The following is a 25,700-nucleotide window of genomic DNA, read 5'->3' on the forward strand; positions in this document are numbered from 1 at the left end:
AGCCGTCGAGGCTCAGCCCTCGAGCTCCTCGCGCAACATCTCCAGCTCCAGCCATTCCTCTTCCATGCGTGCGAGATCGCCGCGAAGCTTCTCCAGCTCCTGCGCCAGTTTCGCAAACGTATTCGGATCCTTCGCAAAGAGGTTGGGATCGGCCATCCTCTCCTCGCGCTTGGCAGCTTCCGCCTCGGCCTTGGCGATCTCCTTCGGCAGGTTTTCCAGCGCGAACTTCTGCTTGTAGGAAAGCTTGCCCTTGGCCTTCGGCGTCTCGGCTATCGGCGCGGCGACGTCGGCAACCCTTGCCTTTTCCGCCTTCTCGGCCTTGCGCCGCTCCTCTATGGCGCCCTTGCGCTGCGCCATCATGTCGGTGTAGCCGCCGGCATATTCGATCCAGCGGCCGTCAGGCGCCTCCGGATTGGCAGGCGCGATGGTCGAGCTCACGGTGCGGTCGAGGAAGTCGCGGTCGTGGCTGACGAGGATGACGGTCCCGGCAAAGCCGGCGACGACTTCCTGCAGCAAGTCCAGCGTCTCGATATCGAGATCGTTGGTCGGCTCGTCGAGGATCAGGAGATTGGTGGCGCGGGCAAGAATGCGCGCCAGCATCAGCCGGGCACGCTCACCGCCCGAAAGCTCACGGATGGGGGTGCGCGCCTGCTCCGGCTGGAACAGGAAGTCCTTCATGTAGCCGGTCACATGGCGCTGCTCCCCGTTGACGATCAGGCTTTCGCCGCGTCCGTCGGTCAGATAGTGCGCCAGCGTATCGTCGAGATTGAGATCCTCGCGCTTCTGATCGAGCGTCGCCATCTCCAGATTGGTGCCGAGCTTCACCGTGCCGGTATCCGGCTCGATCTGTCCGGTCAGCATCTTCAACAGCGTGGTCTTGCCGGCACCGTTCGGGCCGACAAGGCCGATCCGGTCGCCGCGGTGCACGCGAATGGAGAACGGCGCGACGATCGTCCGCTCACCGTAGGCCTTGGTGATCTTCTCCGCCTCGATGACCAGCTTGCCTGATTCCTTGGCGTCGGAAGCCGTCGCCTGGACGGAGCCCTGCGGCCCCTTGTGGCCGCGATGGCGCGAGCGCATGTCCTGCAATTCGCCGAGACGGCGCATGTTGCGCTTGCGCCGGGCGGTGACGCCGTAGCGCAGCCAGTGTTCCTCGCGCTCGATCGCCTTTCCGAGCTTGTGCTGTTCCAGTTCCTCCGCCTCCAGCACCTCGTCGCGCCAGGCCTCGAAATGGCCGAAGCCGCGGTCGAGCCGGCGCGACTGGCCACGATCGAGCCAGACCGTCGCGGTCGATACCTTTTCGAGGAAGCGTCGGTCGTGCGAGATCAGCACCAGGGCCGAGCGGCTGCGGGTCAGCTCGTCTTCGAGCCATTCGATCGTCGGCAGGTCGAGATGGTTGGTCGGCTCGTCGAGCAGGAGGATATCCGGCTCCGGCGCCATCACCCGGGCAAGCGCGGCACGGCGCGCCTCGCCGCCGGACAGGCGCGTCGGGTCTTCTTCGCCGGTCAGGCCCAGATGCTGCAGCAGATAGGCGACGCGGTACGGGTCGTCGCTTGGGCCAAGACCCGCTTCCGCATAGGCCTGCACCGTGTCGTAGCCTTCGAAATCCGGCGCCTGGGGCAGGTAACGAACCGTCGCCGAAGGGTGGCGGAACACTTCGCCGGATTGCGCCTCGGCAAGACCGCCGGCGATCTTCATCAGCGTCGATTTGCCGGAACCGTTGCGCCCGACAAGGCAGATGCGATCCCCCGGCTCCACCTGCAGGTTGGCGCCGGCCAGAAGCGGCGTGCCACCGAAGGTCAGGAAGATATCGTCGAGTTTCAGAATGGGAGGCGCCAAGGCTCAGGCTCCGGAAAGGTCATAGGGGCGGGCGAGAACGATCGCCCGGCCGGTGTCGAGGGAAATGCGAAGGGGACCCTCCGCGACATTGGAAACGGTGCGGGAAGACCCGAACGGCACCGTGAAATCGGTAAGCGGATAACGCGCACCAACGATCGAAAGGCCGAAGAGATCGGTCAACCCGAGGATCGAGAACAGGCTGCCCTTCGGCAGATCGATTTCGATCTCGCCTGCCAGCAGCGGATAGGCCTCCTCCTCGCCCGAGGTCATGAACACCGGCAACCCACGCTCGGCCAGTGAAGTGGCCTGAAGCAGGTGCAGGAATGCATGGTCGCTGCGGGTGCCGCCGAGTGCGCCTGCAAAGATCAGGGCGTCCGCGCCACGCGAAAGCGCCGCCTCGACGGCGATTTCGCCATCGGTCGCAGCCTTAGCGGCGGGATAGGGTTCGCGCGGGACGCCGGCAAACTCCGCAAGCAGCGCCGCCTCGGTCGAATCGAAATCGCCCACCCAGACGTCGGGGATCACGGACAAGGTCCGCGCATGCCGCATGCCGCCATCGGCTGCAACAAAGCGGCTGCCTGCGAGCTGGCGCACAACGCGATCGGTGGGGGTCAGCTCACCGCCGAGCAGAATGGTGAAGGTGGATCGGGCCATGGCAAAGCCCATAGCGCAAAGGCACGGGCAAGGAAAAGCAAGAAAACCGAACGAAGGGGTGATCCGGCGATTTTGCGCCGCCATCGTCAGTGTTCGGCGGGCAAGGGATCCGGAAACAGCATCTCCGCATAGATGCCGGGCGTGGAATCAGGGATCTCTATGGCGCCCACTGCACGCCGGTAGAAATCGGCAGGGCCGACGCCGCCGATGATCGCGTAACCATAGCCCGCATTGCGCATCGCCGTCAGGCTCTCGCGCAAGAGCGCCTCGCCGATCCCTCGCCCGCGCATGGCCTCGTCGACGCCCGTCGGCCCGAAGAAACCGAGCGCGGTGACATCGTGGCAGGCAAAGCCGACGATGCGATCCTGAAACACCGCGATGTGCATCCGTGTCGGCGTCGAGGCGAAGGCGGCCTCCGCCTCGCCCGCCCAGCCGGAGCCGAACGTCTGCTCGATCCAGGGAACGACGAGCCTGCGTTCGGGCGCCATCGCACGGTGAATGCCGATGCCGTCCGCAAGCGGCGATCTCGGCTGTGCCGGCAGGGCATAAAGGCGAACGAGCATGTCTGTCATCGCAGTCTCCTTCCGCGTCCGGGTCTCATGTCTCTGCGGACGAATTTACCCCATGCGCCGCCTGCGCGAAAACGCCAAGCAGGTGCCTTGGCCGTCCGCAAACTTTGCTTGCCATCAAACCGGCTCGGCGGTAAATCTCTACCCGCTCTAACGGGGTGCCTTCCGACCGCATGGCGGCCGAAGGCTGAGAGGCGTTGAACGCCAACCCGCGGAACCTGATCCGGCTCATACCGGCGGAGGGATTAGACGCGATCGGATCGATACGCCCTTTTCCCATGCAACATCATTATTAGGGAGAGGTGCCTGCCATGTCCAATTCATCGCAACTGAAGTTCCTTAGCCGGCTAGCGCTTGCCGCGACTGCGAGCCTTGTCTTCGCGGCCAATGCAGTCGCTGCCGAGAAGACACTGACCGTCTACACCTATGAAAGCTTCATCACCGAATGGGGGCCGGGTGCCAAGGTCGCCGAAGCCTTTGAAAAGACCTGCGAATGCAAGGTCACCTATGTTGGCGTCGCCGATGGCGTCGAGCTGCTAACGCGCCTCAAGCTCGAAGGCGCGGCCTCCAAGGCCGACATCGTGCTCGGCCTCGACACCAATCTCGTCGCCGAGGCCAAGGCCACCGGCTTCTTCGCGCCGCACGGCATCGAAGCAGCCGGCATCAAGGTGCCCGGCAACTTCACCGACGACAGCTTCCTTCCCTATGACTACGGCCATTTCGCCGTCGTCTATGACACCCAGACTTTGAAGACGCCGCCGAAAAGCCTCAAGGATCTGGTCGAGGGCGACCCGGCGCAAAAGATCGTCATCGAGGATCCTCGCACCTCGACGCCGGGTCTCGGTCTGCTTCTGTGGGTCAAGGCCGTCTACGGCGACGAGGCGGGCGCCGCCTGGGCCAAGCTTAGGGATCGCGTGCTGACCGTGACGCCGGGCTGGTCGGAAGCCTATGGCCTCTTCACCAAGGGCGAGGCGCCGATGGTGCTCTCCTACACGACGTCGCCCGCTTACCACATGGTGGCGGAGAACACCGATCGCTACCAGGCGGCCGCCTTTTCGGAAGGCCACTACATCCAGATCGAAGTCGCCGGCATGACCAAGAGCGCCAAGGAGCCGGATCTTGCCAAGCAATTTCTCGCCTTCATGACCGGTCCGGAGTTCCAGTCGATCATTCCCACCACCAACTGGATGATGCCGGTCGCAGCGACCAAGGAGCCGCTGCCGGACGCTTTCGGCAAGCTGGTCAATCCGGAGAAGACCTTCCTGCTACCGTCGGAAGAGGTCGCGGCAAACCGCAAGGCCTGGATCGACGAATGGCTCGCCGCCATGAGCAAGAACTGAGGCGCGTTTGTTCGCGCCTGCCGAAAACAGGATCACGATTACCGCCGGGGCCTTGGGCCTTGGCGGCATCCTGCTTTTTGTCGGCCTCGCAATTGCAGCGCTCCTGCTCCAGAGCGGGGATTTTAGCAATGGCGTGCTGTTCGATGCCTATATCTGGCGGGTGACGCGCTTCACCTTGCTGCAGGCGAGCCTTTCGACGCTGCTTTCGGTTGTTCTGGCTATTCCGGTCGCGCGGGCACTCGCGCGCCGGACCGCCTTTCCCGGCCGCGTCTGGGTGCTACGGATCATGGCCCTGCCGCTCGGCCTGCCGGTGCTGGTCGGCGCACTTGGGTTGATCGAGATCTGGGGCCGTCAGGGCGTGCTCAACACCGCCCTTGGCGGTCTCGGGCTGCAGCAGCCCGTCAGCATCTATGGCCTCTTCGGCATCCTGCTTGCCCATGTCTTCTTCAACATGCCGCTTGTCGCGCGCCTTTTCCTCGCTGGCCTTGAGCGGATCCCCTCGGAATATTGGCGAACCGCCGCCAATCTGGGCATGCCGCCGGGCGCACTCTTCCGCTTCGTCGAATGGCCGGTCCTTCGCGGATTGCTGCCGGGGGCAGCCGGGCTCGTCTTCATGCTCTGCGCCACCAGCTTCACCCTCGTGCTGACGCTCGGAGGCGGGCCTGCCGCCAGCACCATCGAGGTCGCGATCTACCAGGCGCTGCGCTTCGATTTCGACCCGCCCCGGGCGATCGCCCTGTCCGCCTTGCAGATCGTCATGACCGGCGTCCTCCTCTTTGCCCTGGCACGGCTCGCAACCGAGCCTGCGCAAAGCGCGACCGGGGGTCGGGCCTCCAGGCGCTACGATACAGGGACCGGCCTTTCCTGCGTGGCGGATTTTGGCTGGATCCTATTCTCGCTGCTCTTCGTCGGGGCACCTCTGATGGCCGTCCTCAGTTCTGGGCTGCGAGCGGACCTGGTGAAGCTTGCGGGCGACCCCACTGTCCATCGTGCCCTCATCACCAGCATCGTCATCGCCGTCCTCTCGGCATTCGTCTGCGTCAGCATTGCCGCCGCGATGATCCGCGCCGCAGGTACTGTTGTGGCGCGTCGCCGCGCCCCGACCTTGGCGAGGGCCTTTGCCGGCACTGTCACCGCCAGCACATCGCTGGTGCTGCTGGTGCCGCCGGTCGTGCTCGGCGCCGGGTGGTTCCTGCTTCTGCGCCCCTTCGGTGACGTCGCCCGCTTTGCCCCGGCCATCGTCGTCGCCATCAATGCGTTGATGGCCCTGCCCTTCGTGCACCGGATCCTGGCCCCGGCGATGGCGACGCATGCCGCGCGCACCGACCGGCTGACCGCGAGCCTTGGCATCCGCGGTTTCGATCGCCTGCGATGGATCGACCTGCCACCGCTCAGAAAACCCTTGCTGATGGCCTTCTCCTTCGCCATGGCGCTGTCGCTCGGCGACCTTGGCGCCGTGGCGCTGTTCGGTTCGCAGGACATGGTCACGCTTCCGTGGCTGCTCTACAGCCGGATGGGTAGCTATCGCACCGCGGATGCGGCCGGTCTTGCGCTTTTCCTCGGCCTCATCTGCCTGATCTTCACCATGCTCGGCACGGCCGGCGACAGGCGCTTGCCGGAAGGACGAAACGCATGAGTTCCCAAGCGGCAGTAGAGCTCGTGGGCGTCGATATCCGTTACGACACCACGGCGCTTCACTTCGATTGCAGCATTGAGCCGGGCGGCATCGTCGCGGTTGCCGGCGCGTCCGGGTCGGGAAAGTCGACGCTGTTTCACGTCATCGCCGGCTTCGAGGAGCCGGACCGGGGAGAGATTCGCATTCTCGGCAAGACGATGGCAGGCCGGGCGCCGGCGGAACGGCCCGTTTCCGTGGTCTTCCAGGACAACAATCTGTTTGCGCATCTCGATGTCGCCACCAATGTCGGCTTCGGCGTCAGCCCCTCGCTTCGCCTGTCGGCGAAAGATCGCACACGGATAGACGACGCCCTTGGCCGTGTCGGTCTGGATGGCTTCGGCAGACGCCTGCCGCCGACACTATCCGGCGGCGAACGTCAACGTGTGGCGCTGGCGCGCGCCTTGGTGCGACGCCGTCCGCTGCTGCTGCTGGACGAGCCATTTGCCGCTCTCGATCCGGGCATGAGAGCCGGCATGCGCGCACTGCTGCAAGATCTGCATGATCAGGAGAACAACACGATCCTGATGATCACGCACCATCCCGATGACGTGAGGGCTCTGGCCGATAGCGTGCTTTTTCTGGACCAGGGGCGTATCATCGCCCATGACCCGGTCGAGCGCTTTCTTGAACGACGCGACATGGCGGCCATCAACCGCTTTCTCGGCAACGCGTGATGCGATATGGAATTTTGCCGCACGCAGCGCTTCGCCACAATTTGACCGCCGCGCCATGCGACGCGCGGACTATCCGGCCGGAGCAACGCGAATATTCGCGCATCCGTTGCTGTGATACCACGGGGCAACTATTTCTACCGGGGTAAACTAGGCAGGTGGCGCTGAAATCAGATACAGCAAGACCTGGGCTGGAATACTCGCGCCGGATCGGACGTATCCGGCTGAAAAAGTAAGACTTTCAACGCCACCGAGTTACCATGGTGGGGTGGCGTTGGACGGGAAACGGGCTGAGGCATGGAAAGTCATACAGTCAGAAACGACCGGTTCCCGCCCAAGCGCGGAGGCATCCGGACACGTGCTGTGGTTGCATTGCTTGCGACGACGCTGCTTTCCGCCTGCCAGTCGGTGATCGAGCAGACCTACGAGCCGACCGTATCACCGTCCTCCAATCCGCAGATCGTCGACGAAGTCCAGAAGAACGACCCCCGTGCCCAGCTCGGCGCGCGCGAACACCCGCGCATCGTCGCCAGCTACGGTGGGGAGTACAAGGACGCAAAGACGGAGCGGCTGGTGGCGCGCATCGCCGGTGCGCTGACGGCCGTCTCGGAGAACCCGCAGCAGTCCTACCGCATCACCATCCTCAATTCCCCGGCGATCAACGCCTTTGCGCTGCCCGGCGGCTATCTCTATGTCACCCGCGGCCTGCTGGCGCTTGCCAATGACGCGTCCGAGGTTGCGGCCGTGCTGTCGCATGAAATGGCGCACGTCACCGCCAACCATGGCATCGAGCGCCAGCAACGCGAGGAAGCGGAAGTCATCGCCAGCCGTGTCGTCTCCGAGGTGCTTTCCTCGGATCTCGCCGGCAAGCAGGCACTGGCGCGCGGCAAGCTGCGTCTGGCCGCCTTCTCCCGTAACCAGGAGCTCCAGGCCGACGTCATCGGCGTACGCATGCTTGGCGAAGCCGGCTACGACCCCTATGCGGCGGCGCGCTTCCTCGATTCCATGGCCGCCTATAGCCGCTTCTCCGCCGTTGATCCGGAAGCCGACCAGAGCCTCGACTTTCTTTCCAGCCACCCGAACGCCCCGCAACGCGTCGATCTCGCGCGCCGGCACGCGCGTGCGTTTGGCGCCGAAGGCACCAGCGGCGATCGCGGCCGCGACTATTATCTCGCCGGCATCGATGGGCTGCTCTATGGCGACAGCCCGCAGGAAGGCTATGTCCGCGGCCAGACCTTCATGCACGGCCAGCTCGGCATCCGGTTCGACGTGCCGACCGGCTTCCAGATCGACAACAAGGCGGAAGCGGTTCTGGCAACGGGGCCCGGCGACGTGGCGGTCCGCTTTGACGGCATCGCCGATACGGCCCGCAAGAGCCTGACGGATTACATCGCCAGCGGCTGGGTGACCGGCCTGCAGCCCGACACCATCCGCCCGACCAGCGTCAACGGCCTTGAGGCCGCAACCGCACGCGCCTCCGCTGATCGCTGGGATTTCGACGTCACCGTCGTGCGCATCGACAACCGCATCTACCGCTTCCTGACCGCCGTTCCAAAGGGATCGCGCGCGCTGGAACCGACGGCCAACCAGCTGCGCGCGTCGTTCCGCAAGATGACGCCAGCCGAAGCACAGTCGCTGAAGCCGCTGCGCATCCGCGTCGCCGTCGTCAAGCCCGGAGAGACGATTGCCACGCTGTCAGCCCGGATGATGGGTACCGACCGCAAGCTCGATCTGTTCCGGCTGATCAACGCCATGCAGGTCACCTCGACGATCAAGCCGGGCGACCGGGTCAAGATCATTTCCGAGTAAACGCCAACGGCGCCGCACCATCCCTGGTCCGACGCCGTCTTTTACCAACCTGTGCTGATTTTGCATCGAAGAGGCGAATGCATTTGCCGTGCATTGAGCACGTTGACGCATTCAGTCCTCGGCCCGCTTGCAGAACTGCACCGTCGCTTGCTCCCCCGTCCATTGACGGAAGATCGCTTTGCACTTCTCCTGGAGCAGGTCGCGCAAAAGTGCGCAGCGGTTTTGCGATAACGACCTGCGCAAAAGCAAGAGCTTAAAGCGCAGTAAGCGAATCTGAAGATCGCGGCGCGCTTTAGAAGCGCCCTCAGTGCGCCATGGATGTCAGCGCCGGGGCCTTGGTGGCGAGTGCCGCCCGCAGCTTTTCGAGCGCGCGCGTCTCGATCTGGCGGACCCGCTCCTTGGAGATGCCGAGGTCGAGCCCCAGTTCCTCCAGCGTTGCACCTTCCTCCGACAGACGTCGGGCGCGGATGATCCTCATCTCGCGCTCGGTCAGTGCACCCATGGCGTCACGGAGCCAGATGCGGGCGCGCTCGCCGTCGATCATGTCGCTCACCTGTTCGTCAGGCAGCGGCGCATCGCTTGCGAGAAAATCGAGCCGCTCTCCACCATCGGAATCCGCGCCGCCCACCGGTGCCTGCAGCGAGGTGTCGCTGCCCGACAGGCGGGCATCCATGGTCTGGACGTCGGCAATGCTGACCCCGAGGGCAGCCGCAATTTCCTCATGCATAGCCTGCGATGTGAGCTGGCGGTCGCCTTGCGCAAGCCGCGCGCGCAGTCGGCGAAGATTGAAGAACAGCGCCTTCTGGGCCGAGCTGGTGCCGCCGCGAACGATCGACCAATTGCGCAGCACATAGTCCTGCATCGAGGCACGGATCCACCATGTCGCGTAGGTCGAGAAGCGCACTTCACGGCTGGGCTCGAAGCGTGCGGCGGCCTCGAGCAGGCCGATATGCCCTTCCTGGACGAGATCGCCCATTGGCAGGCCGAAATTGCGGAACTTTGCCGCCATGGAAATGACCAGCCGCATATGCGACATGGCGATCTTGTTGCGGGCATCCTGATCGTGATCGTTTCGCCAGGCCTTTGCCAATGCGTGCTCTTCTTCACGCTCGAGATAAGGTGCCTCCATCGCAATCTTGATCATGCGCCTGTCTGCTGTGAGAGTCCTCATCGATCGCTCCATGGCGGGCGCCTGGACGCCGCTAACGGGTGAAGTCCAAGGGCCGGACGGAGGAACCCGACCGGCGCCGGCGGCGGCTGGTGCGATGACACCGAAGCTTGAAGAAACGGTGCAGCGCCCTACTTCCAAACTACGAAGCTGAATTCTGACAGAAGATCACAGGACCCAGATCGCCCCGGCAGGAAAGCGGCGCATCCCTGCCGGCCTTGATAAATGCGCTTCGGCGCAAAAAGTTCCCTCGCCCGGACGAAAAACCTCAAAGCGAGAGCACTCAAAACGAAAAAGCCCGGCGCGATGGCCGGGCTTTGTCTTGTCGTGATGGGGAAGGACTGGCGCTCTTTAAGCTGCCTCGTCCTGGGCGTCGTCTTCTTCGATCGCCTTGCCGCGCTTCGGACCCTTGTTAAGATTGGCTTCGACCAGGCGAACAGCCTCGGTCTCGGACATCTTGTTCACGGCCGCGATTTCGCGCGCCATACGGTCGAGGGCAGCTTCATAGAGCTGGCGTTCGGAATAGGACTGCTCCGGCTGGTTTTCGGCGCGGTAGAGGTCGCGCACGACTTCTGCGATCGAGATCAGATCGCCGGAATTGATCTTGGCATCGTATTCCTGTGCGCGGCGCGACCACATGGTCCGCTTCACGCGAGCCTTGCCCTGCACAACCTTCAACGCGCGATCGACGAAATCGGTCTCCGAGAGCTTGCGCATGCCGATGCTGACGGCCTTGGCGACCGGCACCTTCAGGCGCATCTTGTCCTTTTCGAAATCGATGACAAAAAGCTCAAGCTTCATGCCGGCAACTTCCTGCTCCTCGATAGCAACGATCTGTCCGACGCCATGGGCCGGATAGACAATCGATTCACCGGTCTTGAAGCCGTGGCGTGTCGAAGATTTTTTCTGCTGGGTCGTCATTCGTTTCAAAAACTCCCTGTTTCGCACCCGGCCATTCTTGGCCGGGGCCGGGTCAGTGAGGCCCGGGATAGACGGGGATACCGCCGGGTGGGTCCATCCTGGTCCGTCCAAAGGAACGCAAACAGTCCCATCAAACGCGGTCACAATAGAGAGACGCAACGATGCGTATCTTGAAAAGCCGCGCTGTGGAGATCGTTTGCTTTCGTGAGGTTTTCGGGCGCGCAAAAACACCCTCTGTGGATCAGTAGAAGGACCCTATCACAAAAAACTGCGGAAATCAATAATTTGCTGCATGGCAGCCATCAAGCCGCCATTCTCGCAGTTGCGAGGGCGGAGCCTGATTTTCCCCAGATTTGACGCTGGGGTCACTATCGTTTCGTCAGCCTCGGCGAACGGACCGGAACCGAACGTCTCAGTCGCCCTGACCAGGTTCGGCAGAGAAGTACTTCTCGTACTTGCCTTCGACCCCGTCCATTTCCTTGGCTTCCGGCATCGCATCGCGCTTGATGGTGACGTTTGGCCACTTGGTGGCAAAATCCGCGTTCACTTTCAACCACATATCAAGGCCCGGCTCGGTATCGGGCTTGATCGCCTCGGCAGGACATTCCGGCTCGCAGACGCCGCAATCGATGCATTCGTCGGGATGAATGACGAGAAAATTCTCGCCTTCGTAGAAGCAGTCCACCGGGCAGACTTCAACGCAATCCATGTACTTGCAGCGAATGCAATTGTCGGTCACGACATACGTCATGAGGTACTCCAGCCAAGGCTCACGTTTGATGGCGGACGGCAATCAATGGTGATGCTCATGTCCGCGCATGCTAGGAATGTCCGGCGCGCATAGCTGCCGAAGCAAGACCGATGCACCCAACGTGGGTTGTCAGGTAAAGGCTTTATGGACCCTTTGCAAGAATATTCAATGCGCGAAACGCCGCGCTGAAGGCAGAGTTTTCTAATCGTCGAGCGGATTGAAACCCGGCTTCAGCCGGTCGGTTTCGCGCCGCTCTTTCTTGGTGGGGCGCCCGGCTCCAGGCTCACGCGTCGCCAGGTCGAAAGCCGACAGTTTTTCCCGCGGCACCAACGGCGTCAGGTCCTCGTAGAGCAGCCGCGCCTCCTCGTAAGGACCGCGCCGCTCGCCGGGCAAAAGCACCCGCACGATCACGTCGCGCCGCTCGAGCGACAAGGTGAGCACATCGCCAACCTTCACCTGGAAGGAAGATTGCTTCACCCGTTCGTCGTTAACAGTGGCGTGCCCCGCCTCGATCGCCTTTTGGGCGAGCGAGCGGGACTTCAACAGGCGCGTGAAGAACAGCCATTTGTCGAGACGCTGGCGCGATGCCGGGTTGGACGTTGACTGTTTCTCCATGGCGTTCCTACTTCTTCATCTGCTCCTTGAGAGCAGCAAGCTTGGCAAAGGGCGAATCCGGATCGATCGGCTTCTCCTTGCGGGGCGGACGCGCCTCGAACTTGGCCGCGTTGGGCTTGCCGCCGCGATCGTGACGATCATGGCGGTCCTGCCGCTGGCCACCCTCTGGCTTGCCCTCTTGCCGCTTGCCACGCGCCGGTGCACCGCCCTTGCGGCCGCCTTCGCGTCCCTCGCCCTGGCCCTGGCCGTGACGCTGGCCACCGCGGCGCTGATCGCCCTGATGACGGCCACCCTGACGCTGATTGTCCTGGCGGGTGCCGGGACGCCAGAGAAGAACCGGCTTGGCTTCGGCAGCCTCGGCTCCCTCGTCCACGGTCACCTGGGGCGCGGCAGCTTCGCCTTCGGCGCTCACCGGCTCGACGGAGGCAGATGCCTCGGCTTCAGCCGTCGGTTCGCCGTCGCCGCTTGCATCCGCGTCGTCGTGATCGGCCGCAGCTTCGGTGGAGGCCTCGCTCGGTGCTTCCGGCGCCCCGCCCTGGCTTGCCAGGAACGCAGCTGCGTCTTCGGCCTTCACGCTGTCTGCGCGGTAACCGAGACCCTTGAGGATTTCTTCCATGTCATCCGGCGTCGCGCCGAGAATGGAAAGCATCGAGGTCGTTGCGGTGAAGCGACGGCCGTCATAGGCGCCTTCCGGACGCGGCTGCGCACCCGGCTTCCACTGCAGCAACGGACGGATGAGATCCGCCAGACGCTCGAGGATGTCGATGCGAACGGCACGCTTGCCGAGGAAACGGAAGCCCGCCAGCTTGTAGAAGGTCCGCTCGAACGAGGGATCGGTGACAACAGAGGTGCGGCCAGCGGCCAGCATCGGGATCAGATCGCCGTAGCCGGCCTTGTCGAGGCCGTCGTTCTTCAACGCCCAGAGCAGGGTGATGAGTTCGGCCGGAGCCGGCTTCAACAGCGCGGGCAGGAAGATGTGGTAGGCACCGAAGCGGACGCCATACTTGCGGATCGAGGCGCGACCGTCCTGGTCCAGCGACTTCACCTCTTCGGCGACGTCGCGGCGGAACAACACGCCGAGATTTTCGACGAGCTGGAACGCCAGACCCTTGGCGAGGCCTTCGAGATCCTCGGCGCGCGAGATATCGTCGAGCGGCTTCAGCACGGTGCCGATATGATGGTTCACGAAGCGCTCGATGCGGGCGACGACATGCTCGCGCGCATTGGCCTGCAACTGCTCGTCGGCAAGCAGGATGACGCGCGGACGCATGACATGGTCGCTGGCCGCGAGCCGGGCTACCGGATCGCCGAGCCAACGCACCAGGCCGTCGGACGACAGCGCAAGGTCGCCATTGCCGGAGGCGTGCAGACGCGCCGCACGCGCTTCGAACTCGAGCGCCAGCGCTTTCTGCGCAGCACCCTGCACGGCCTTGGCGTCCGGTCCGTCTCCGCCGGTCGCCAGCGTAAACCGGAAACCGGTTAGTTGTCCTACGTGATGGCCTTCAACGAAGACGTCACCATTCACACTGATTTCAGCTTCCAGCATAGCATTCTCTCTCAGGCGCTTCATGAGCACAGATGTCCTGCGATCAACAAAGCGTTTCGTCAACCGTTCATGTAGTGCGTCGGACAATCGATCTTCAATTTCCCGCGTCTTTTCTTGCCAGTGTGTCGGATCGGCAAGCCATCCGGGCCGGTTCGACACATAGGTCCAAGTTCTGATCTGCGCGATTCGCGCCGAAAGTGTGTCGATCTCGCCATCGGTAAAATCCGCCCGCCGCACCTGTTCGGCCATGAAATCTTCGTTCACGGTACCGCGACGGACGAGGTCGGCATAGATCGTGGAGATCAGATCGGCGTGTTGAGCCGGTGTAATGCGGCGATAATCCGGCAATGCACAGGCTTCCCACAATTTCTCGACCCGGTCGGGCGTGGTCGCGAGATCCGCCACTTCGGGATAACGAGACAAATGTTCGAGCGCCTGCTGATCCACCGCAGGTAGTGCGCGCGCAAGTCCCGGAATTGTCGGCGCGGCATCGAGGCTCCGCTTCAGAGCGGCCAGCGAGGCGTAATCGAACGCCTTCGTGCGCCACTGCAGCACCTTGAGCGGATCGAATTCATGCGACTCGATGCGGTGCACCAGTTCGTTGTCGAACGGATCGACCCGGCCGGTGACGCCGAACGTACCATCGCGCAGGTGCCGCCCGGCACGCCCGGCGATCTGCGCCAGCTCGGCCGGATTGAGGTTGCGGAACTGGCAGCCGTCGAACTTGCGGTCCTGCGCAAAAGCGACATGGTCGACGTCGAGGTTCAAGCCCATGCCGATCGCATCGGTCGCCACCAGAAATTCGACGTCGCCCTCCTGATAGAGCGCGACCTGGGCATTGCGCGTGCGTGGCGACAGCGCCCCGAGCACGACCGCAGCACCGCCGCGCTGGCGGCGGATCAGCTCGGCGATCGCATAGACCTCGTCGGCCGAAAAGGCGACGATGGCCGTGCGATGCGGCAGGCGGGGAATCTTCTTCGACCCGGCATAGAGCAGCTGCGACATGCGCGGGCGCTGGACGACGGTGATGCCCGGCAGCAGCTGCTCGAGGAGCGGCCGTATCGTCGCTGCCCCCAGCAGCAGCGTCTCGCCGCGGCCGCGCAGATAGAACAGCCTGTCGGTGAAGATGTGGCCGCGCTCGAGATCGCCGGCGAGCTGCACCTCGTCGATCGCCACGAAGGATGCCGTCGTCTCGCGCGGCATCGCTTCGACCGTGCAGACCGAATAGCGGGCGCGATGCGGGGTGATCTTTTCCTCGCCGGTGATCAGCGCGACATTGTGGTGGCCGACCTTTTCGACGAGACGGGTATAGACCTCGCGCGCCAAAAGGCGCAGCGGCAGCCCGATGACGCCGCTGTCGTGCGCGATCATGCGCTCGATCGCATAATGCGTCTTGCCGGTATTGGTTGGCCCGAGCACCGCGGTTACGCCGCGGCCGCTCAGGATCATGGGGTGAACGGACACGTCATCGATCCCGGGCATTCAGAAACATAAGAGGCGCCTTTACGCGCCGGCGGCAAACACATGCCCACGCACCGCAGCAAACGCAAGGGGCGCCGGCAACTAAAACCATTTCCCGGCAAACCTGAGGCAGTCCGCACCACCATATCTGGATGCGCGAAATTAAGACTCGGAACAGCCATGGAACGAATCGGCGACGAATCGCTGACTCCACTCGATTCACTGTATGTTCACGGCTACATATAGATTTCAACTGCCAATGTCGCACCACATGCTGAATCACGTCGCCGGTACCGAGTGCTGGGCGTCCCACGGGCGTTAACCCAGGTTGCCGAAGCGTTAAAAGTGATAAAGGATTCTGAATCCAAGACTCTGGGAAAGTTTAGGAAATTTTAACCGAAGATTCCGGCGGATTCAGCGGAATCAAGGAATGAGAATCGCCACGTTAACACATCGATCAAAGCCGGAACGAATCGACGACGAATCGCAGACACCATCGCGTTCCATTTTTGTTCTCCACAACATATAGTATCTTCGCGCGAGACGACCAACAGATTCGGCAATGGTTTTCTGCCGTTTGTGGGCAAGCCCGCACGGCGCCGTTAACCTTTTGCCACAGCGCCAGGCGGGCGGTGCAAACGCGAACGGCGCCCCCAAGGGAGCGCCGTCGAAATCGTCGAAAGCTGACGGATCAGACGAAAAACTGCCCGCCATTGGCAGAGATCGTCGAGCCCGTGATGAAGCCGGCATCGTCGGATGCGAGGAAAACCACGCAGCGCGCAATCTCCTCCGGCTCGCCCAGGCGGCCGACCGGGATCTGCGGAATGATCCGCTCGTTGAGAACCTTTTCCGGTATCGCCCGCACCATTTCAGTGCCGATGTAACCCGGGCAGATCGCATTGACGGTGATGCCCTTGGCAGCCCCTTCCTGCGAGAGCGCCTTGGTGAAGCCGAGGTCACCGGCCTTGGCCGCCGAGTAATTCGCCTGCCCCATCTGACCCTTCTGGCCGTTGATCGACGAAATGTTGATCACGCGCCCGAAGCTGCGGTCCCGCATGCCCGTCCAGACCGGGTGGGTCATGTTGAACAGACCGGTCAGGTTGGTGTTGACCACCTCGCCCCATTGCTCCGGCGTCATCTTGTGGAACATGGCATCGCGGGTGATGCCGGCGTTGTTGACGAGCACTTCGACCGGCCCGAGGTCGGCTTCGACCTTGGCAATGCCCTCGACGCAGGACTGATAGCTGGAGACATCCCACTTGTAGACCGGGATGCCGGTTTCCCCCTTGAAGGCCTGAGCCTTCTCGTCATTGCCGGCGTAGTTGGCAGCAACCCTATATCCGGCATTCTTCAGCGCGATGGAAATCGCAGCGCCAATGCCGCGTGATCCGCCCGTAACCAATGCTACCCTGCTCATGCTCGCCTCCCACTTGATTAATTCAGTTTATCAAAGGCCTTCTTCATCAGTTTTTCGCCCAGCTGCTGTCCGTAGATCTTGGCCGCAGCCTGAAACTGCGGATCGGCAAGCATGGACATTCCGACCTCGCACTTCGTCAGCGCGAGGTTCATCATGATGCTGCTCACCTGCACGATATGCGACTTGACGCTGTCGCTCTCGTCGTGAAGGGCAGCGATAATCAGGTTCTTGAAAACAGTTTCGTCGTCGATCGTCGTGTGGTCCAGCATGCACCGGACCACCTTTGCCTGTTCGAACGGCGGAGATGCCGCGAACGCTTGAGCCGTCGACGAAGCGACGAACAGGACTGAAAGGATCAATCCGCTGACATGACGCATGCGGCCGGGCCGGTTAGAGACGCTCGACGCACATGGCGACACCCATGCCGCCGCCGATGCACAACGTCGCAAGGCCCTTGGAAACACCGCGGCGCTTCATTTCGAACAACAGCGTGTTGAGAACACGGGCGCCCGACGCGCCGATCGGGTGACCGATCGCAATCGCACCGCCGTTGACATTGACGATCGACGGGTCCCAACCGAGGTCCTTGTTGACCGCGCAGGCCTGTGCCGCAAAGGCTTCGTTGGCTTCCACCAGTTCGACATCGCCGATCGCCCAGCCGGCCTTCTCCAGCGCCTTGCGCGATGCCGGGATCGGGCCTGTGCCCATCACCTGCGGATCGACGCCTGCCGTTGCCCAGGAGACGATACGCGCGAGCGGCTGAATGCCGCGCTTGGCGGCCTCTGCCTCGGTCATCAGCAGGGTGGCGGCGGCGCCATCGTTGAGGCCCGACGCGTTGCCGGCAGTGACTGTTCCTTCCTTGTCGAAGGCCGGACGCAGCTTGGTCATCTGGTCGAGCGTGGCGCCGTGACGGATATATTCGTCCTGATCGACAATGACGTCGCCCTTGCGGCCCTTGACGACGAACGGAACGATCTCGTCAGCGAAACGACCGGCCTTCTGCGCGGCCTCGGCCTTGTTCTGCGAGGCGAGCGCGAACTGGTCCTGCTCTTCACGGGTCAGCTGCCACTGACGGGCGACGTTTTCCGCGGTGATGCCCATGTGGTAGCCGTAGAAAGCGTCGGTGAGGCCATCCTTGATCATCGTGTCGATCATCTTGAAGTCGCCCATCTTCACGCCGCCACGCAGGTGCGAGCAATGCGGCGCCATCGACATCGACTCCATGCCGCCGGCAATGATGATGTCGGCATCGCCGGATGCGATCTGCTGCATGCCGAGCGCGACTGCGCGCAGGCCCGAGCCGCAGAGCTGGTTCATGCCCCAGGCGGTTTTTTCCGCCGGAATGCCCGCCTTCATCGCGGCCTGGCGCGCCGGGTTCTGGCCTTCGCCTGCCTGCAGCACCTGCCCGAGGATCACTTCATCGACCTCGCTCGCCTCGACGCCGGCGCGTTCGAGCACCGCCTTGATGACGGCGGCGCCAAGCTCATGGGCCGGCGTGTTGCCGAAGGCACCGTTGAAGGATCCGACGGCGGTACGGGCCGCGCTGGCGATCACGATGGAAGGATTGCTCATGGGGACGTTTCCTCAGATTTTCTTGCGGTACGGCAGCAGACTGGCAAAGCGCGGGGCGCAAGTCAAACACCTTGATGCACTGCCACAAAACCGTCATCCAGCACCGACTGCGAGATTTCGCACTTGCGTCGCCGCATCGCACAAAAACATTGTCAGCGGCGTTCGTTTGCGGATACTCTGAAAAGTAGAAAAAGACGGACCGCGGGTAATGAGGAGACCCTGATGGCGAAGAACGACGGCCAGATCGTAATCAAGAAATATGCGAACCGGCGGCTCTACAACACCGGGACCAGCACCTACGTCACGCTCGACGACCTGGCCGTGATGGTGAAGAAGGGCGAAGACTTTACCGTGCAGGATGCCAAATCCGGCGAAGACATTACCCATTCGGTTCTGACGCAGATCATCTTCGAGCAGGAATCCAAGACCGGCAACACGCTGCTGCCGATTTCGTTCCTGCGCCAGCTGATTTCATTCTACGGCGACCAGATGCAGATGGTCGTGCCGAGCTATCTCGAGCACTCGATGCAGGCCTTTACCGAGCAGCAGGTGCAGATGCGCGAGCAGATCAACAAGGCCTTCGGCGACACGCCGCTCGGCAAGAACCTGCAGGCGCCGCTGCAACTGGTCGAGGAGCAGGTTCGCCGCAACACCGAAATGTTCCATCAGGCGATGCAGATGTTTTCGCCGTTCATCGCCTCGCCTCCTGTCAAGGAAACCAAGAAGGCGGAAGCCAAGGACATCGACGAGTTGAAGGAGCAATTGCGCGCCCTTCAGACCAAGCTCGACAACCTCGGTTGAGCGGATCGCGACAACGCCGCGGTCCTGTTCGACACGCGGCGTTGTGAGATTTCTTCAGTCTTCTTCAAAGACCGATTGATACATCCCGGCCGGCCGATCGCATCGACACGGAGAAGCCGGCGATGACGTCGATGAAGCTGATCGTCATCAGGATGAAGAAAATCTGCGTCGCCGCCGGGGCGACCAGCAGGAACTCGACCAGGAACGCGATGAAGAGCACCATCGACAACAGATGGTCCATCAGCGCCCGCGTGCCGGTCCGGGTTGCCTTGAGAATTTCCACGAAAAGCAGAAGCAGGGCCACGACGATCAGGAGGTCGCCGAAGCTCATCGCCCATGTCGCGCCGGAAAGCATGGACAGCGACATCACGCCGGCACCCAGCCCGGCCGTGCCGCCGAAGAGGCCGAGCACGGCAAGGTTGTAGATGGCAAAGGGCAGGATCAGCAATGGAATGGCGGCAAGCATGAACAAATGCGCTCCCTCTTCGATGGGTGATCGCCGCATGCGCCAAGTGACGCCAGAGATCACCACGCTTACTTAACGTGTCCTCTCCGTCGAGAAGATGTCAGGCATGCAAAAGAAAAGGGCTGGCAAAGCCAGCCCTTTAACTCGGTCCGCCAATATCAGCGCTTATGCGCTTTCCTTCGGGGTCAGGACCTGGCGACCACGGTACATGCCGGTCTTCAGGTCGATGTGGTGCGGGCGACGCAGTTCACCGGAGTTCTTGTCTTCGATGTAGGTCGGCGTCTTGAGGGCGTCGGCAGAACGGCGCATGCCACGCTTGGACGGGCTCGTTTTTCTTTTAGGTACAGCCATTTCATTCTCCACTTATCGGGCAAAACACTGTTCAGCAGCCGAAATGGCCGTATCAAACAGATGTTAATTACGGAAATTTGGCGCGCTTATACATGGCGAACTGCCGCTTGACCAGTCCCCGAGCGCAATTTTTCGACTCGGCCCTCGCGAGAAGGTCAAGTCAGACTTCGTCCTCGGCAACGATCCACGGCTCCGCTCGTGCGGCCGCTTCCCATTTGCGGAATGCCGGATGCGCCTTTACCCGTTCCATATACCCCAAAGTCACCGGGTCGCTAACGAGATTGTAGACGTCGAAGCGGTTAACCACAGGCGCGTACATCGCGTCCGCCGCCGTAAACGACCCGAAGAGGAACGGACCGCCGGAACGGACAAGCGCCTCCGCCCAGATCGTCTCGATGCGGGCGACATCGGCGCGCACGTCGTCGGCAACCTCAAGCGCCTGTTTCTGCCGGCGGATGTTCATCGGGCAGGCACTGCGCAAGGCGCGAAAGCCGGACAGCATCTCGCAGGCATAGCTGCGCGCACGGGCCCGGTCCTGTTGTTCTGCCGGCCACAGGCCGGCTTCGGGAAACAGCTCGGCGACATATTCGATGATCGCCAGCGACTCCCAGATCCTGACGTCACCGTGCACAAGAAGCGGCACCCGTCCGGTTGGCGAGATTTCCCGGATCCTCGGGTTTCCGGCTGCAAAATCGAAGGGAATGACGACGTCCTCGAAGGCAATGCCCGACGCCTCAAGCGCCAGCCACGGTCGCAACGACCAGGACGAGTAGTTTTTGTTGCCGACGTAAAGGGTAAGTCCGGTCATTCAATTTCCTCGATTGCTGGTCTGTCCGAGAAAACGATAAGTTCCTCGAAACGGTTCATGTCCTCGAACGAGCAGAAGGCCGGGGGATCGAGTTCGACCTCCGGCGCCCGTTCCCTGAGATAGGCCAATTGCTCCATCAGCATCTCCTGCCAGCGCGGAAGCACCGCATCGTCCAGCCAGTCGATGATATAGGCAAAAGTGATGTGAAACGGGTAGTCGTCATGGTCCGGATGGCGATATCCGAACACCTCGGCCAGGGCATCACGCCAGGCCCTGAGCCGCGACCGATCGGCGGCGCCATCGCCCTCGAGCACGAGACCAAGCGGCGTGACGCCGGCAATGCGCGCCCGGAACGGCTCCCGTGGCAAAAAATGCTTCAGCCGCGCGCAGTAGTGTTCGGTCATGACGTCGATCGGCGTGTCGAGGGCCATATCGGCGGGCCAATAGGGCAGCCTGCGCCGATACTCGATGATGCCTTGGAAGATCGTCATGTGCAGGCTGGAAGGATGGGTGAAGGCAAATTGCCCTGCCTCGGGCATCGCCATCAAACGCTCGCGGACGGCCAGCAGGGCGGCTTGCGAAGGCGTTCCTGCCGTGACGTGGCAGACCACTGTGTTGCCCGGCTCCCGCAAAAAGCGACCATCCGCGGTGTAGCGGGTTCCGAGATGCTTTGGCGGAGTATGGTTCGCATTGCGGCCAAAGGCGAGAAGCGAGGGGGATATCGAGGTCATGAAGCGATCGGGCCTTTCGAGTGGAGAGAGGCCCAGATGGCAGAACTCTACAACGCCAGGATGACATCCTCCGGCGGCGGCTTCCAATGAAAAGGCCTGATCTCAATCATAAAGGCAGGTGATGTATCCGCCCGATCGGCTGGCCCGGCGTTCGATCAGCGATGCCAGGCGCTTCAGTCCGCGCCCCGGTTTTCCGGCGTTGCGCTCTTTCGGATTGGGCAGCGAAACCGCGAGCAAGGCCGCCTGCCGCCTGGAAAGCTTGGCGGCGGAAACGCCGAAATGGTGGCGGGCGGCAGCCTCGATGCCGTAGATGCCGTCGCCCCATTCGGCGACGTTCAGGTAGATTTCCATCATTCGCCGTTTGCTCCAGACGAAATCGGCGACGATGGCGAGCGGCAGTTCCATCGCCTTGCGCACGAAGGAGCGGCCGTTCCAGAGGAACAGGTTCTTCACTGTCTGCATCGGGATGGTGCTGGCACCGCGCGTCGATTCTCCGTCGAGCGCGTCCTCGACCACGCCGCGCATCTGCCCCCAGTCGACGCCGTCGTGGATGCAGAACTGGCCATCCTCCGACATCATCACCGATTGCACCAGCACCGGCGCTATTTTGTCGAACTCGACCCACTGCCTGTCATAGCCGCGCAGGAGGACGAGGTCGCGCAGCATCAGCGTCGAAACCGGGCGAATGAAGTCGATGAGATAGAGCGCGATCAGCGCATAGGGCAGAAGCAACAGGCCGAGAACGGCAAGAACGATGCGACGGCGATGCAAGCGCCACGTCCGACGGAGGGACGACCAGCGACTGGCAGACATATCGCCCTCCTCGCGCACTTCGGGAACGATGTCCACGACCTGACTGTCCACCTCTCTGTCCATCCGTTTCTCTTAGTGCATGGGCCGGCAAAGTTGAACGGGCTTTCTGGCAAAAGGCAAGGCACTCACAGCTCTGTCCTCGACAAAGCGCACCGCCGCGACACGAAAGCCCGTTGAAAGCGCCTTTCGCGCGTGTCAAAGAGCGCTGCATGAGACAGGAAGCACCGACCTTCGAGACCCAATTGAAACGCAACGCGCTTGCGATCGAGACACTGCTCGGACACCTTTTGGGTTTGGGCATCGAACCCGACGAGATCGCGCGGCCGGAAAACCTGCTCGGCGCAATGCGCCATGGGGTGCTCAACGGCGGCAAGCGGCTGCGGCCGTTTCTCGTCATCGAATGCGCCAGCCTGCTGGGTGGCAGCTTCGATGCAGCACTTCGTGTCGGTGCGGCGCTCGAATGTGTCCACTGCTACTCGCTGGTCCATGACGACCTGCCGGCGATGGACGACGACGACATCCGGCGCGGCCAGCCGACCGTACACAAGGCCTTCGACGAGGCCACGGCCATTCTCGCCGGCGACAGCCTGCTGACCTTCGCCTTCGACATCATCGCATCGCCGGAAACGCCGCTTGCCGACGCACAGAAGACCGCGCTCGTGCTTGCGCTGGCACGCGCTGCCGGTCATGGCGGCATGGCGGGTGGACAGGCGCTCGACCTTGCGGCGGAGAAGTCGGCTCCCGACGAAGCCGGCATCGTCACCCTGCAGGCGATGAAGACCGGCGCGCTTCTGCGTTTTGCCTGCGAGGCTGGCGCCATCGTCGCTGGCGCCAGCGCAAGCGACCGCCAGCGTCTGCGCAGCTTCGGCGAAAAGATCGGCCTCGCCTTCCAGCTCGCCGACGACCTGCTCGACCTCACGGCGGACGCCGAGACCATGGGCAAGGCAACCGGCAAGGATGCCGCGCGCGGCAAGGGTACGCTCGTTGCGCTGCACGGACAGGCCTGGGCCGAAAACCGGCTGGAACAACTGGTGGCGGAGGCAGAGGCGCTGCTCGAGCCCTACGGCGAACGCTCGTCGATCCTTGCCGAAACCGCCCGCTTCATCGCCAATCGCAGGAATTGAACCGTGAGCAAATATTGGTCGCCCATCGTTTCGACGCTCAAGCCCTATGTGCCTGGCGAACAGCCGCGCATCGCCAATCTCGTCAAGCTCAACACCAATGAGAGCCCCTATGGCCCTTCCGAAAAGGTGCTGAGCGCAATCACCGCGGCGGCCAACGGCGATCTCAGGCTCTACCCCGATCCGCTGGCGCTTCGCCTGCGTGAGGCGATCGCGGCCCGCCACGGGGTCACCGCCGGCGAGGTCTTCGTCGGCAACGGTTCGGACGAGGTTCTGGCGCACATCTTTGCCGGCCTGCTGAAGCACGACGCCCCGCTGCTTTACCCCGACATTTCCTACAGCTTCTACTCGACCTACGCCCGGCTGTTTGCGATCGACGCCGTCGAAGTGCCGCTCGACGCACAATTCCGCATCGACCTTGCCGACTACGACAGGCCTTGCGGCGCCATCATCCTGCCCAATCCGAATGCCCCGACCGGGATCGGCCTGCCGCTTGCCGAAATCGAGCGCCTCGTTGCCGCCCACCCGGATCAGCCCGTCGTCATCGACGAGGCCTATATCGACTTCGGCGGCCAGTCGGCGATCGCGTTGGTGCCGAAATACGAAAACCTGCTGGTCGTCCAGACCTTTTCGAAGTCCCGTGCGCTCGCCGGCCTGCGCGTCGGTTTCGCCATCGGCCAGCGGCCACTGATCGAGGCGCTGGAGCGGGTGAAGGACAGCTTCAACTCCTACCCGCTTGGCCGTCCGGCCCAGGCCGGCGCGGTCGCTGCCATCGAAGACGAGGCCTGGTTCGAAACGACGCGCGAGAAGATCATCGCTTCGCGTGAGCGCCTCGCCGATCAGCTCACTGAGCGCGGCTTCGAGGTCCTGCCGTCTGAGGCGAATTTCGTCTTCGCCCGTCATCCCGGCCATTCCGGCGAGACACTGATGCAGGCGCTGCGCGAACGCGCCGTGCTCGTGCGCCATTTCGCCAAGCCGCGGATCTCCGATTTCCTGCGCATCACCATCGGCACCGATGCAGAATGCGCACGGCTGATCGAGGTGCTCGACGACATTCTCTGACGCTTGGAGGCTGCCCGGCGATGCGAGGTCGCATTCCGTCGTTAGAAGCCTGATGTCAGGCTTCCGGGCTTTCACGGAGTTTCGCTGCTGACGACGCGGCTCTGACCTATTCGGCCGCCGCCTGGCCCTGGCCGTAACGTTTCTCGATGTAGTCGGAAACGAGCGTCTCGAAATCGCCGGCGATATCAGGGCCGCGCAGCGTCATCGCCTTCTGGCCGTCGATGAAGACCGGGGCTGCCGGCGTTTCGCCGGTGCCCGGCAGCGAGATGCCGATATCGGCGTGTTTGCTTTCGCCGGGGCCGTTGACGATGCAGCCCATGACCGCGACCTTGAGGCCTTCGACACCCGGATATTTCTCGCGCCAGACCGGCATGTTGCGGCGGATGTCGTCCTGGATCTTCTGGGCGAGTTCCTGAAACACCGTCGAGGTCGTGCGGCCACATCCAGGACAAGCGGCAACGACGGGAATGAACTGGCGGAAGCCCATGACCTGCAGCAGCTCCTGCGCCACCTGCACCTCGCGGGTGCGGTCGCCGCCGGGCTCCGGTGTCAGCGAGATGCGGATCGTGTCGCCGATGCCCTGCTGCATGAGAATGCCGAGCGAGGCGGAAGAGGCGACGATGCCCTTGGTGCCCATGCCGGCTTCGGTGAGACCCAGATGCAGCGCATGGTCGGAGCGTGTCGACAGCATGGCATAGACGGCGATCAGGTCCTGGACGCCCGAAACCTTGGCCGACAGAATGATGCGGTTGCGCGGCAGGCCGATGTCTTCGGCAAGTTCGGCAGAAAGCAGCGCAGACTGCACGATCGTCTCGCGCGTCACCTGCTGGGCGGTCAGCGGAAAGCCGTTCGCCTGGTTCTCGTCCATCAGCCGCGTCAACAGCTCCTGATCGAGCGAGCCCCAGTTGACGCCGATGCGCACCGGCTTGTCGTAGCGGATCGCCATCTCGACGATCTCGGCGAACTGCTTGTCCTTCTTGTCCTTGAAGCCGACATTGCCCGGATTGATGCGGTACTTCGCCAGCGCCTCCGCACAGGCCGGATGGTCGGCAAGCAGCTTGTGGCCGATGTAATGAAAGTCGCCGACGAGCGGCACGTCCAGGCCGAGGCGCTCGAGCCGATCGCGGATCTTCGGCACGGCAGCCGCACTCTCGTCGCGGTCGACGGTGATGCGCACCAGCTCCGAGCCGGCCTTGTGGAGGGCTGCCACCTGCGCCACCGTCCCGTCGATATCGGCGGTATCGGTATTGGTCATCGACTGGACGACCACCGGCGCACCGCCGCCGACTATGACGCCGCCGACATCGACGGCGACGGACGCGCGGCGGGGCTGCGGATCAAAATCGAAGGCGGCAGACATGAAGGCCTCTTGGTCCCCTGGGTCACGCCTGTGACCCAGTCTCATCGTTTCAGTGCGGGATGCGGACGGAAAATCGCATGGACTTTTGCCCGTCCCGCTCGTGCTTTTCGTCCATCAGGTGGATGAGGAAAGCACCGTTGTCAACGGCGACATCATGCCCTGACGGCGATTTGATGGCA

24 protein-coding genes and 1 riboswitch are annotated in these 25,700 nt (G+C 62.9%); of the genes, 7 read left to right on the forward strand and 17 right to left on the reverse strand.

All coding sequences use genetic code 11. The annotated features are described in order from the left end of the window. Positions 1-12 precede the first annotated feature (12 nt). The 3 genes from AC244_RS25675 to AC244_RS25685 form a co-directional block, all read right to left on the reverse strand. Positions 13-1,839, reverse strand: coding sequence for an ABC-F family ATP-binding cassette domain-containing protein (locus AC244_RS25675; protein WP_053251662.1), 1,827 nt, complete (start codon positions 1,837-1,839; stop codon positions 13-15). A 3-nt stretch (positions 1,840-1,842) separates the two neighbouring features. After that, the gene (locus AC244_RS25680; RefSeq protein ID WP_053251716.1) at positions 1,843-2,493 is read right to left on the reverse strand and encodes a thiamine diphosphokinase; all 651 of its coding nucleotides are present in this window, start codon (positions 2,491-2,493) and stop codon (positions 1,843-1,845) included. Positions 2,494-2,579: 86 nt separating this feature from the next. Then, on the reverse strand, positions 2,580-3,065 hold the full coding sequence (locus AC244_RS25685; protein ID WP_053251663.1) for a GNAT family N-acetyltransferase: 486 nt from the start codon (positions 3,063-3,065) through the stop codon (positions 2,580-2,582). A gap of 141 nt (positions 3,066-3,206) precedes the next feature. Beyond that, a riboswitch (TPP riboswitch) is annotated at positions 3,207-3,324 on the forward strand. A gap of 49 nt (positions 3,325-3,373) precedes the next feature. On the opposite strand from AC244_RS25685, the gene thiB reads away from it, so the two are divergent. The 4 genes from thiB (at position 3,374) to AC244_RS25705 (ending at position 8,557) form a co-directional block, all read left to right on the forward strand. After that, positions 3,374-4,402: a thiamine ABC transporter substrate binding subunit gene (gene thiB / locus AC244_RS25690; RefSeq protein ID WP_053251664.1), complete on the forward strand. Its 1,029-nt coding sequence runs from the start codon at positions 3,374-3,376 to the stop codon at positions 4,400-4,402. Positions 4,403-4,433: 31 nt separating this feature from the next. Then, positions 4,434-6,038 (forward strand): thiamine/thiamine pyrophosphate ABC transporter permease ThiP, encoded by a 1,605-nt coding sequence (gene thiP, locus AC244_RS25695; protein WP_053251717.1) that lies wholly within the window; start codon positions 4,434-4,436, stop codon positions 6,036-6,038. After that, positions 6,035-6,751 (forward strand): ATP-binding cassette domain-containing protein, encoded by a 717-nt coding sequence (locus tag AC244_RS25700; RefSeq protein WP_053251665.1) that lies wholly within the window; start codon positions 6,035-6,037, stop codon positions 6,749-6,751. Before thiP ends, AC244_RS25700 begins: the two co-directional genes overlap by 4 nt. Positions 6,752-7,045: 294 nt before the next feature. Further along, positions 7,046-8,557 (forward strand): M48 family metalloprotease, encoded by a 1,512-nt coding sequence (locus AC244_RS25705; RefSeq protein ID WP_053251666.1) that lies wholly within the window; start codon positions 7,046-7,048, stop codon positions 8,555-8,557. Between the two features lie 304 nt (positions 8,558-8,861). On the opposite strand, the gene AC244_RS25710 is transcribed toward AC244_RS25705, so the two are convergent. The 8 genes from AC244_RS25710 to AC244_RS25745 form a co-directional block, all read right to left on the reverse strand. Further along, entirely contained in the window at positions 8,862-9,728 is an 867-nt protein-coding gene (locus AC244_RS25710) for an RNA polymerase factor sigma-32 (RefSeq protein WP_053251667.1), read from the reverse strand. A 348-nt stretch (positions 9,729-10,076) separates the two neighbouring features. After that, a complete protein-coding gene (locus tag AC244_RS25715; RefSeq protein ID WP_025425216.1) occupies positions 10,077-10,646 on the reverse strand; it encodes a CarD family transcriptional regulator in 570 nt (189 codons plus the stop codon). 412 nt (positions 10,647-11,058) lie between these two features. Then, positions 11,059-11,397 (reverse strand): ferredoxin FdxA, encoded by a 339-nt coding sequence (gene fdxA, locus AC244_RS25720; RefSeq protein WP_025425217.1) that lies wholly within the window; start codon positions 11,395-11,397, stop codon positions 11,059-11,061. Between the two features lie 201 nt (positions 11,398-11,598). Next, entirely contained in the window at positions 11,599-12,012 is a 414-nt protein-coding gene (locus tag AC244_RS25725) for an RNA-binding S4 domain-containing protein (RefSeq protein ID WP_053251668.1), read from the reverse strand. Positions 12,013-12,019: 7 nt separating this feature from the next. Beyond that, positions 12,020-15,007, reverse strand: a complete 2,988-nt coding sequence (locus AC244_RS25730) for a helicase-related protein (RefSeq protein WP_053251669.1) — start codon at positions 15,005-15,007, stop codon at positions 12,020-12,022. Positions 15,008-15,710: 703 nt separating this feature from the next. Continuing rightward, positions 15,711-16,436, reverse strand: coding sequence for a beta-ketoacyl-ACP reductase (locus tag AC244_RS25735; protein ID WP_053251670.1), 726 nt, complete (start codon positions 16,434-16,436; stop codon positions 15,711-15,713). A gap of 17 nt (positions 16,437-16,453) precedes the next feature. Continuing rightward, positions 16,454-16,705 (reverse strand): hypothetical protein, encoded by a 252-nt coding sequence (locus tag AC244_RS25740; RefSeq protein WP_152976102.1) that lies wholly within the window; start codon positions 16,703-16,705, stop codon positions 16,454-16,456. Between the two features lie 121 nt (positions 16,706-16,826). Continuing rightward, positions 16,827-18,008 carry an acetyl-CoA C-acetyltransferase gene (locus AC244_RS25745; RefSeq protein WP_053251672.1) on the reverse strand — a complete coding sequence of 394 codons (1,182 nt, stop codon included), beginning with the start codon at positions 18,006-18,008 and terminating at the stop codon, positions 16,827-16,829. A 222-nt stretch (positions 18,009-18,230) separates the two neighbouring features. Here AC244_RS25745 and phaR point away from each other — a divergent pair, with 222 nt between their 5' ends. Beyond that, positions 18,231-18,809 (forward strand): polyhydroxyalkanoate synthesis repressor PhaR, encoded by a 579-nt coding sequence (phaR, locus tag AC244_RS25750; protein ID WP_053251673.1) that lies wholly within the window; start codon positions 18,231-18,233, stop codon positions 18,807-18,809. Between the two features lie 64 nt (positions 18,810-18,873). Here the strand turns inward: phaR and AC244_RS25755 are convergent, their stop codons facing one another. From AC244_RS25755 to mtgA, 5 genes are all read right to left on the reverse strand, one after another. Further along, positions 18,874-19,275, reverse strand: coding sequence for a hypothetical protein (locus AC244_RS25755; RefSeq protein ID WP_053251674.1), 402 nt, complete (start codon positions 19,273-19,275; stop codon positions 18,874-18,876). Positions 19,276-19,440: 165 nt separating this feature from the next. Continuing rightward, on the reverse strand, positions 19,441-19,626 hold the full coding sequence (gene rpmF, locus AC244_RS25760; RefSeq protein ID WP_025425225.1) for a 50S ribosomal protein L32: 186 nt from the start codon (positions 19,624-19,626) through the stop codon (positions 19,441-19,443). 160 nt (positions 19,627-19,786) lie between these two features. After that, positions 19,787-20,434 carry a glutathione S-transferase family protein gene (locus AC244_RS25765; RefSeq protein ID WP_053251675.1) on the reverse strand — a complete coding sequence of 216 codons (648 nt, stop codon included), beginning with the start codon at positions 20,432-20,434 and terminating at the stop codon, positions 19,787-19,789. Continuing rightward, on the reverse strand, positions 20,431-21,165 hold the full coding sequence (locus AC244_RS25770) for a DUF1868 domain-containing protein (protein WP_053251676.1): 735 nt from the start codon (positions 21,163-21,165) through the stop codon (positions 20,431-20,433). The genes AC244_RS25765 and AC244_RS25770 overlap by 4 nt, the downstream gene beginning before the upstream one ends. 102 nt (positions 21,166-21,267) lie before the next feature. Continuing rightward, positions 21,268-22,014, reverse strand: coding sequence for a monofunctional biosynthetic peptidoglycan transglycosylase (gene mtgA / locus AC244_RS25775; RefSeq protein ID WP_053251718.1), 747 nt, complete (start codon positions 22,012-22,014; stop codon positions 21,268-21,270). A gap of 173 nt (positions 22,015-22,187) precedes the next feature. Between mtgA and AC244_RS25780 the strand changes: the two genes are divergently transcribed. Together AC244_RS25780 and hisC are read left to right on the forward strand one after the other, a co-directional pair. Further along, on the forward strand, positions 22,188-23,102 hold the full coding sequence (locus AC244_RS25780) for a polyprenyl synthetase family protein (RefSeq protein WP_053251677.1): 915 nt from the start codon (positions 22,188-22,190) through the stop codon (positions 23,100-23,102). 3 nt (positions 23,103-23,105) lie between these two features. Then, the gene (gene hisC, locus AC244_RS25785; protein ID WP_053251678.1) at positions 23,106-24,161 is read left to right on the forward strand and encodes a histidinol-phosphate transaminase; all 1,056 of its coding nucleotides are present in this window, start codon (positions 23,106-23,108) and stop codon (positions 24,159-24,161) included. A 106-nt stretch (positions 24,162-24,267) separates the two neighbouring features. Here hisC and ispG read toward each other — a convergent pair whose 3' ends face one another. Next, positions 24,268-25,521, reverse strand: a complete 1,254-nt coding sequence (ispG, locus tag AC244_RS25790) for a flavodoxin-dependent (E)-4-hydroxy-3-methylbut-2-enyl-diphosphate synthase (protein WP_053251679.1) — start codon at positions 25,519-25,521, stop codon at positions 24,268-24,270. Between the last annotated feature and the right edge of the window lie 179 nt (positions 25,522-25,700).

It is taken from the genome of Ensifer adhaerens (genome assembly GCF_001270265.1).
Taxonomy (GTDB): domain Bacteria; phylum Pseudomonadota; class Alphaproteobacteria; order Rhizobiales; family Rhizobiaceae; genus Ensifer; species Ensifer adhaerens_B.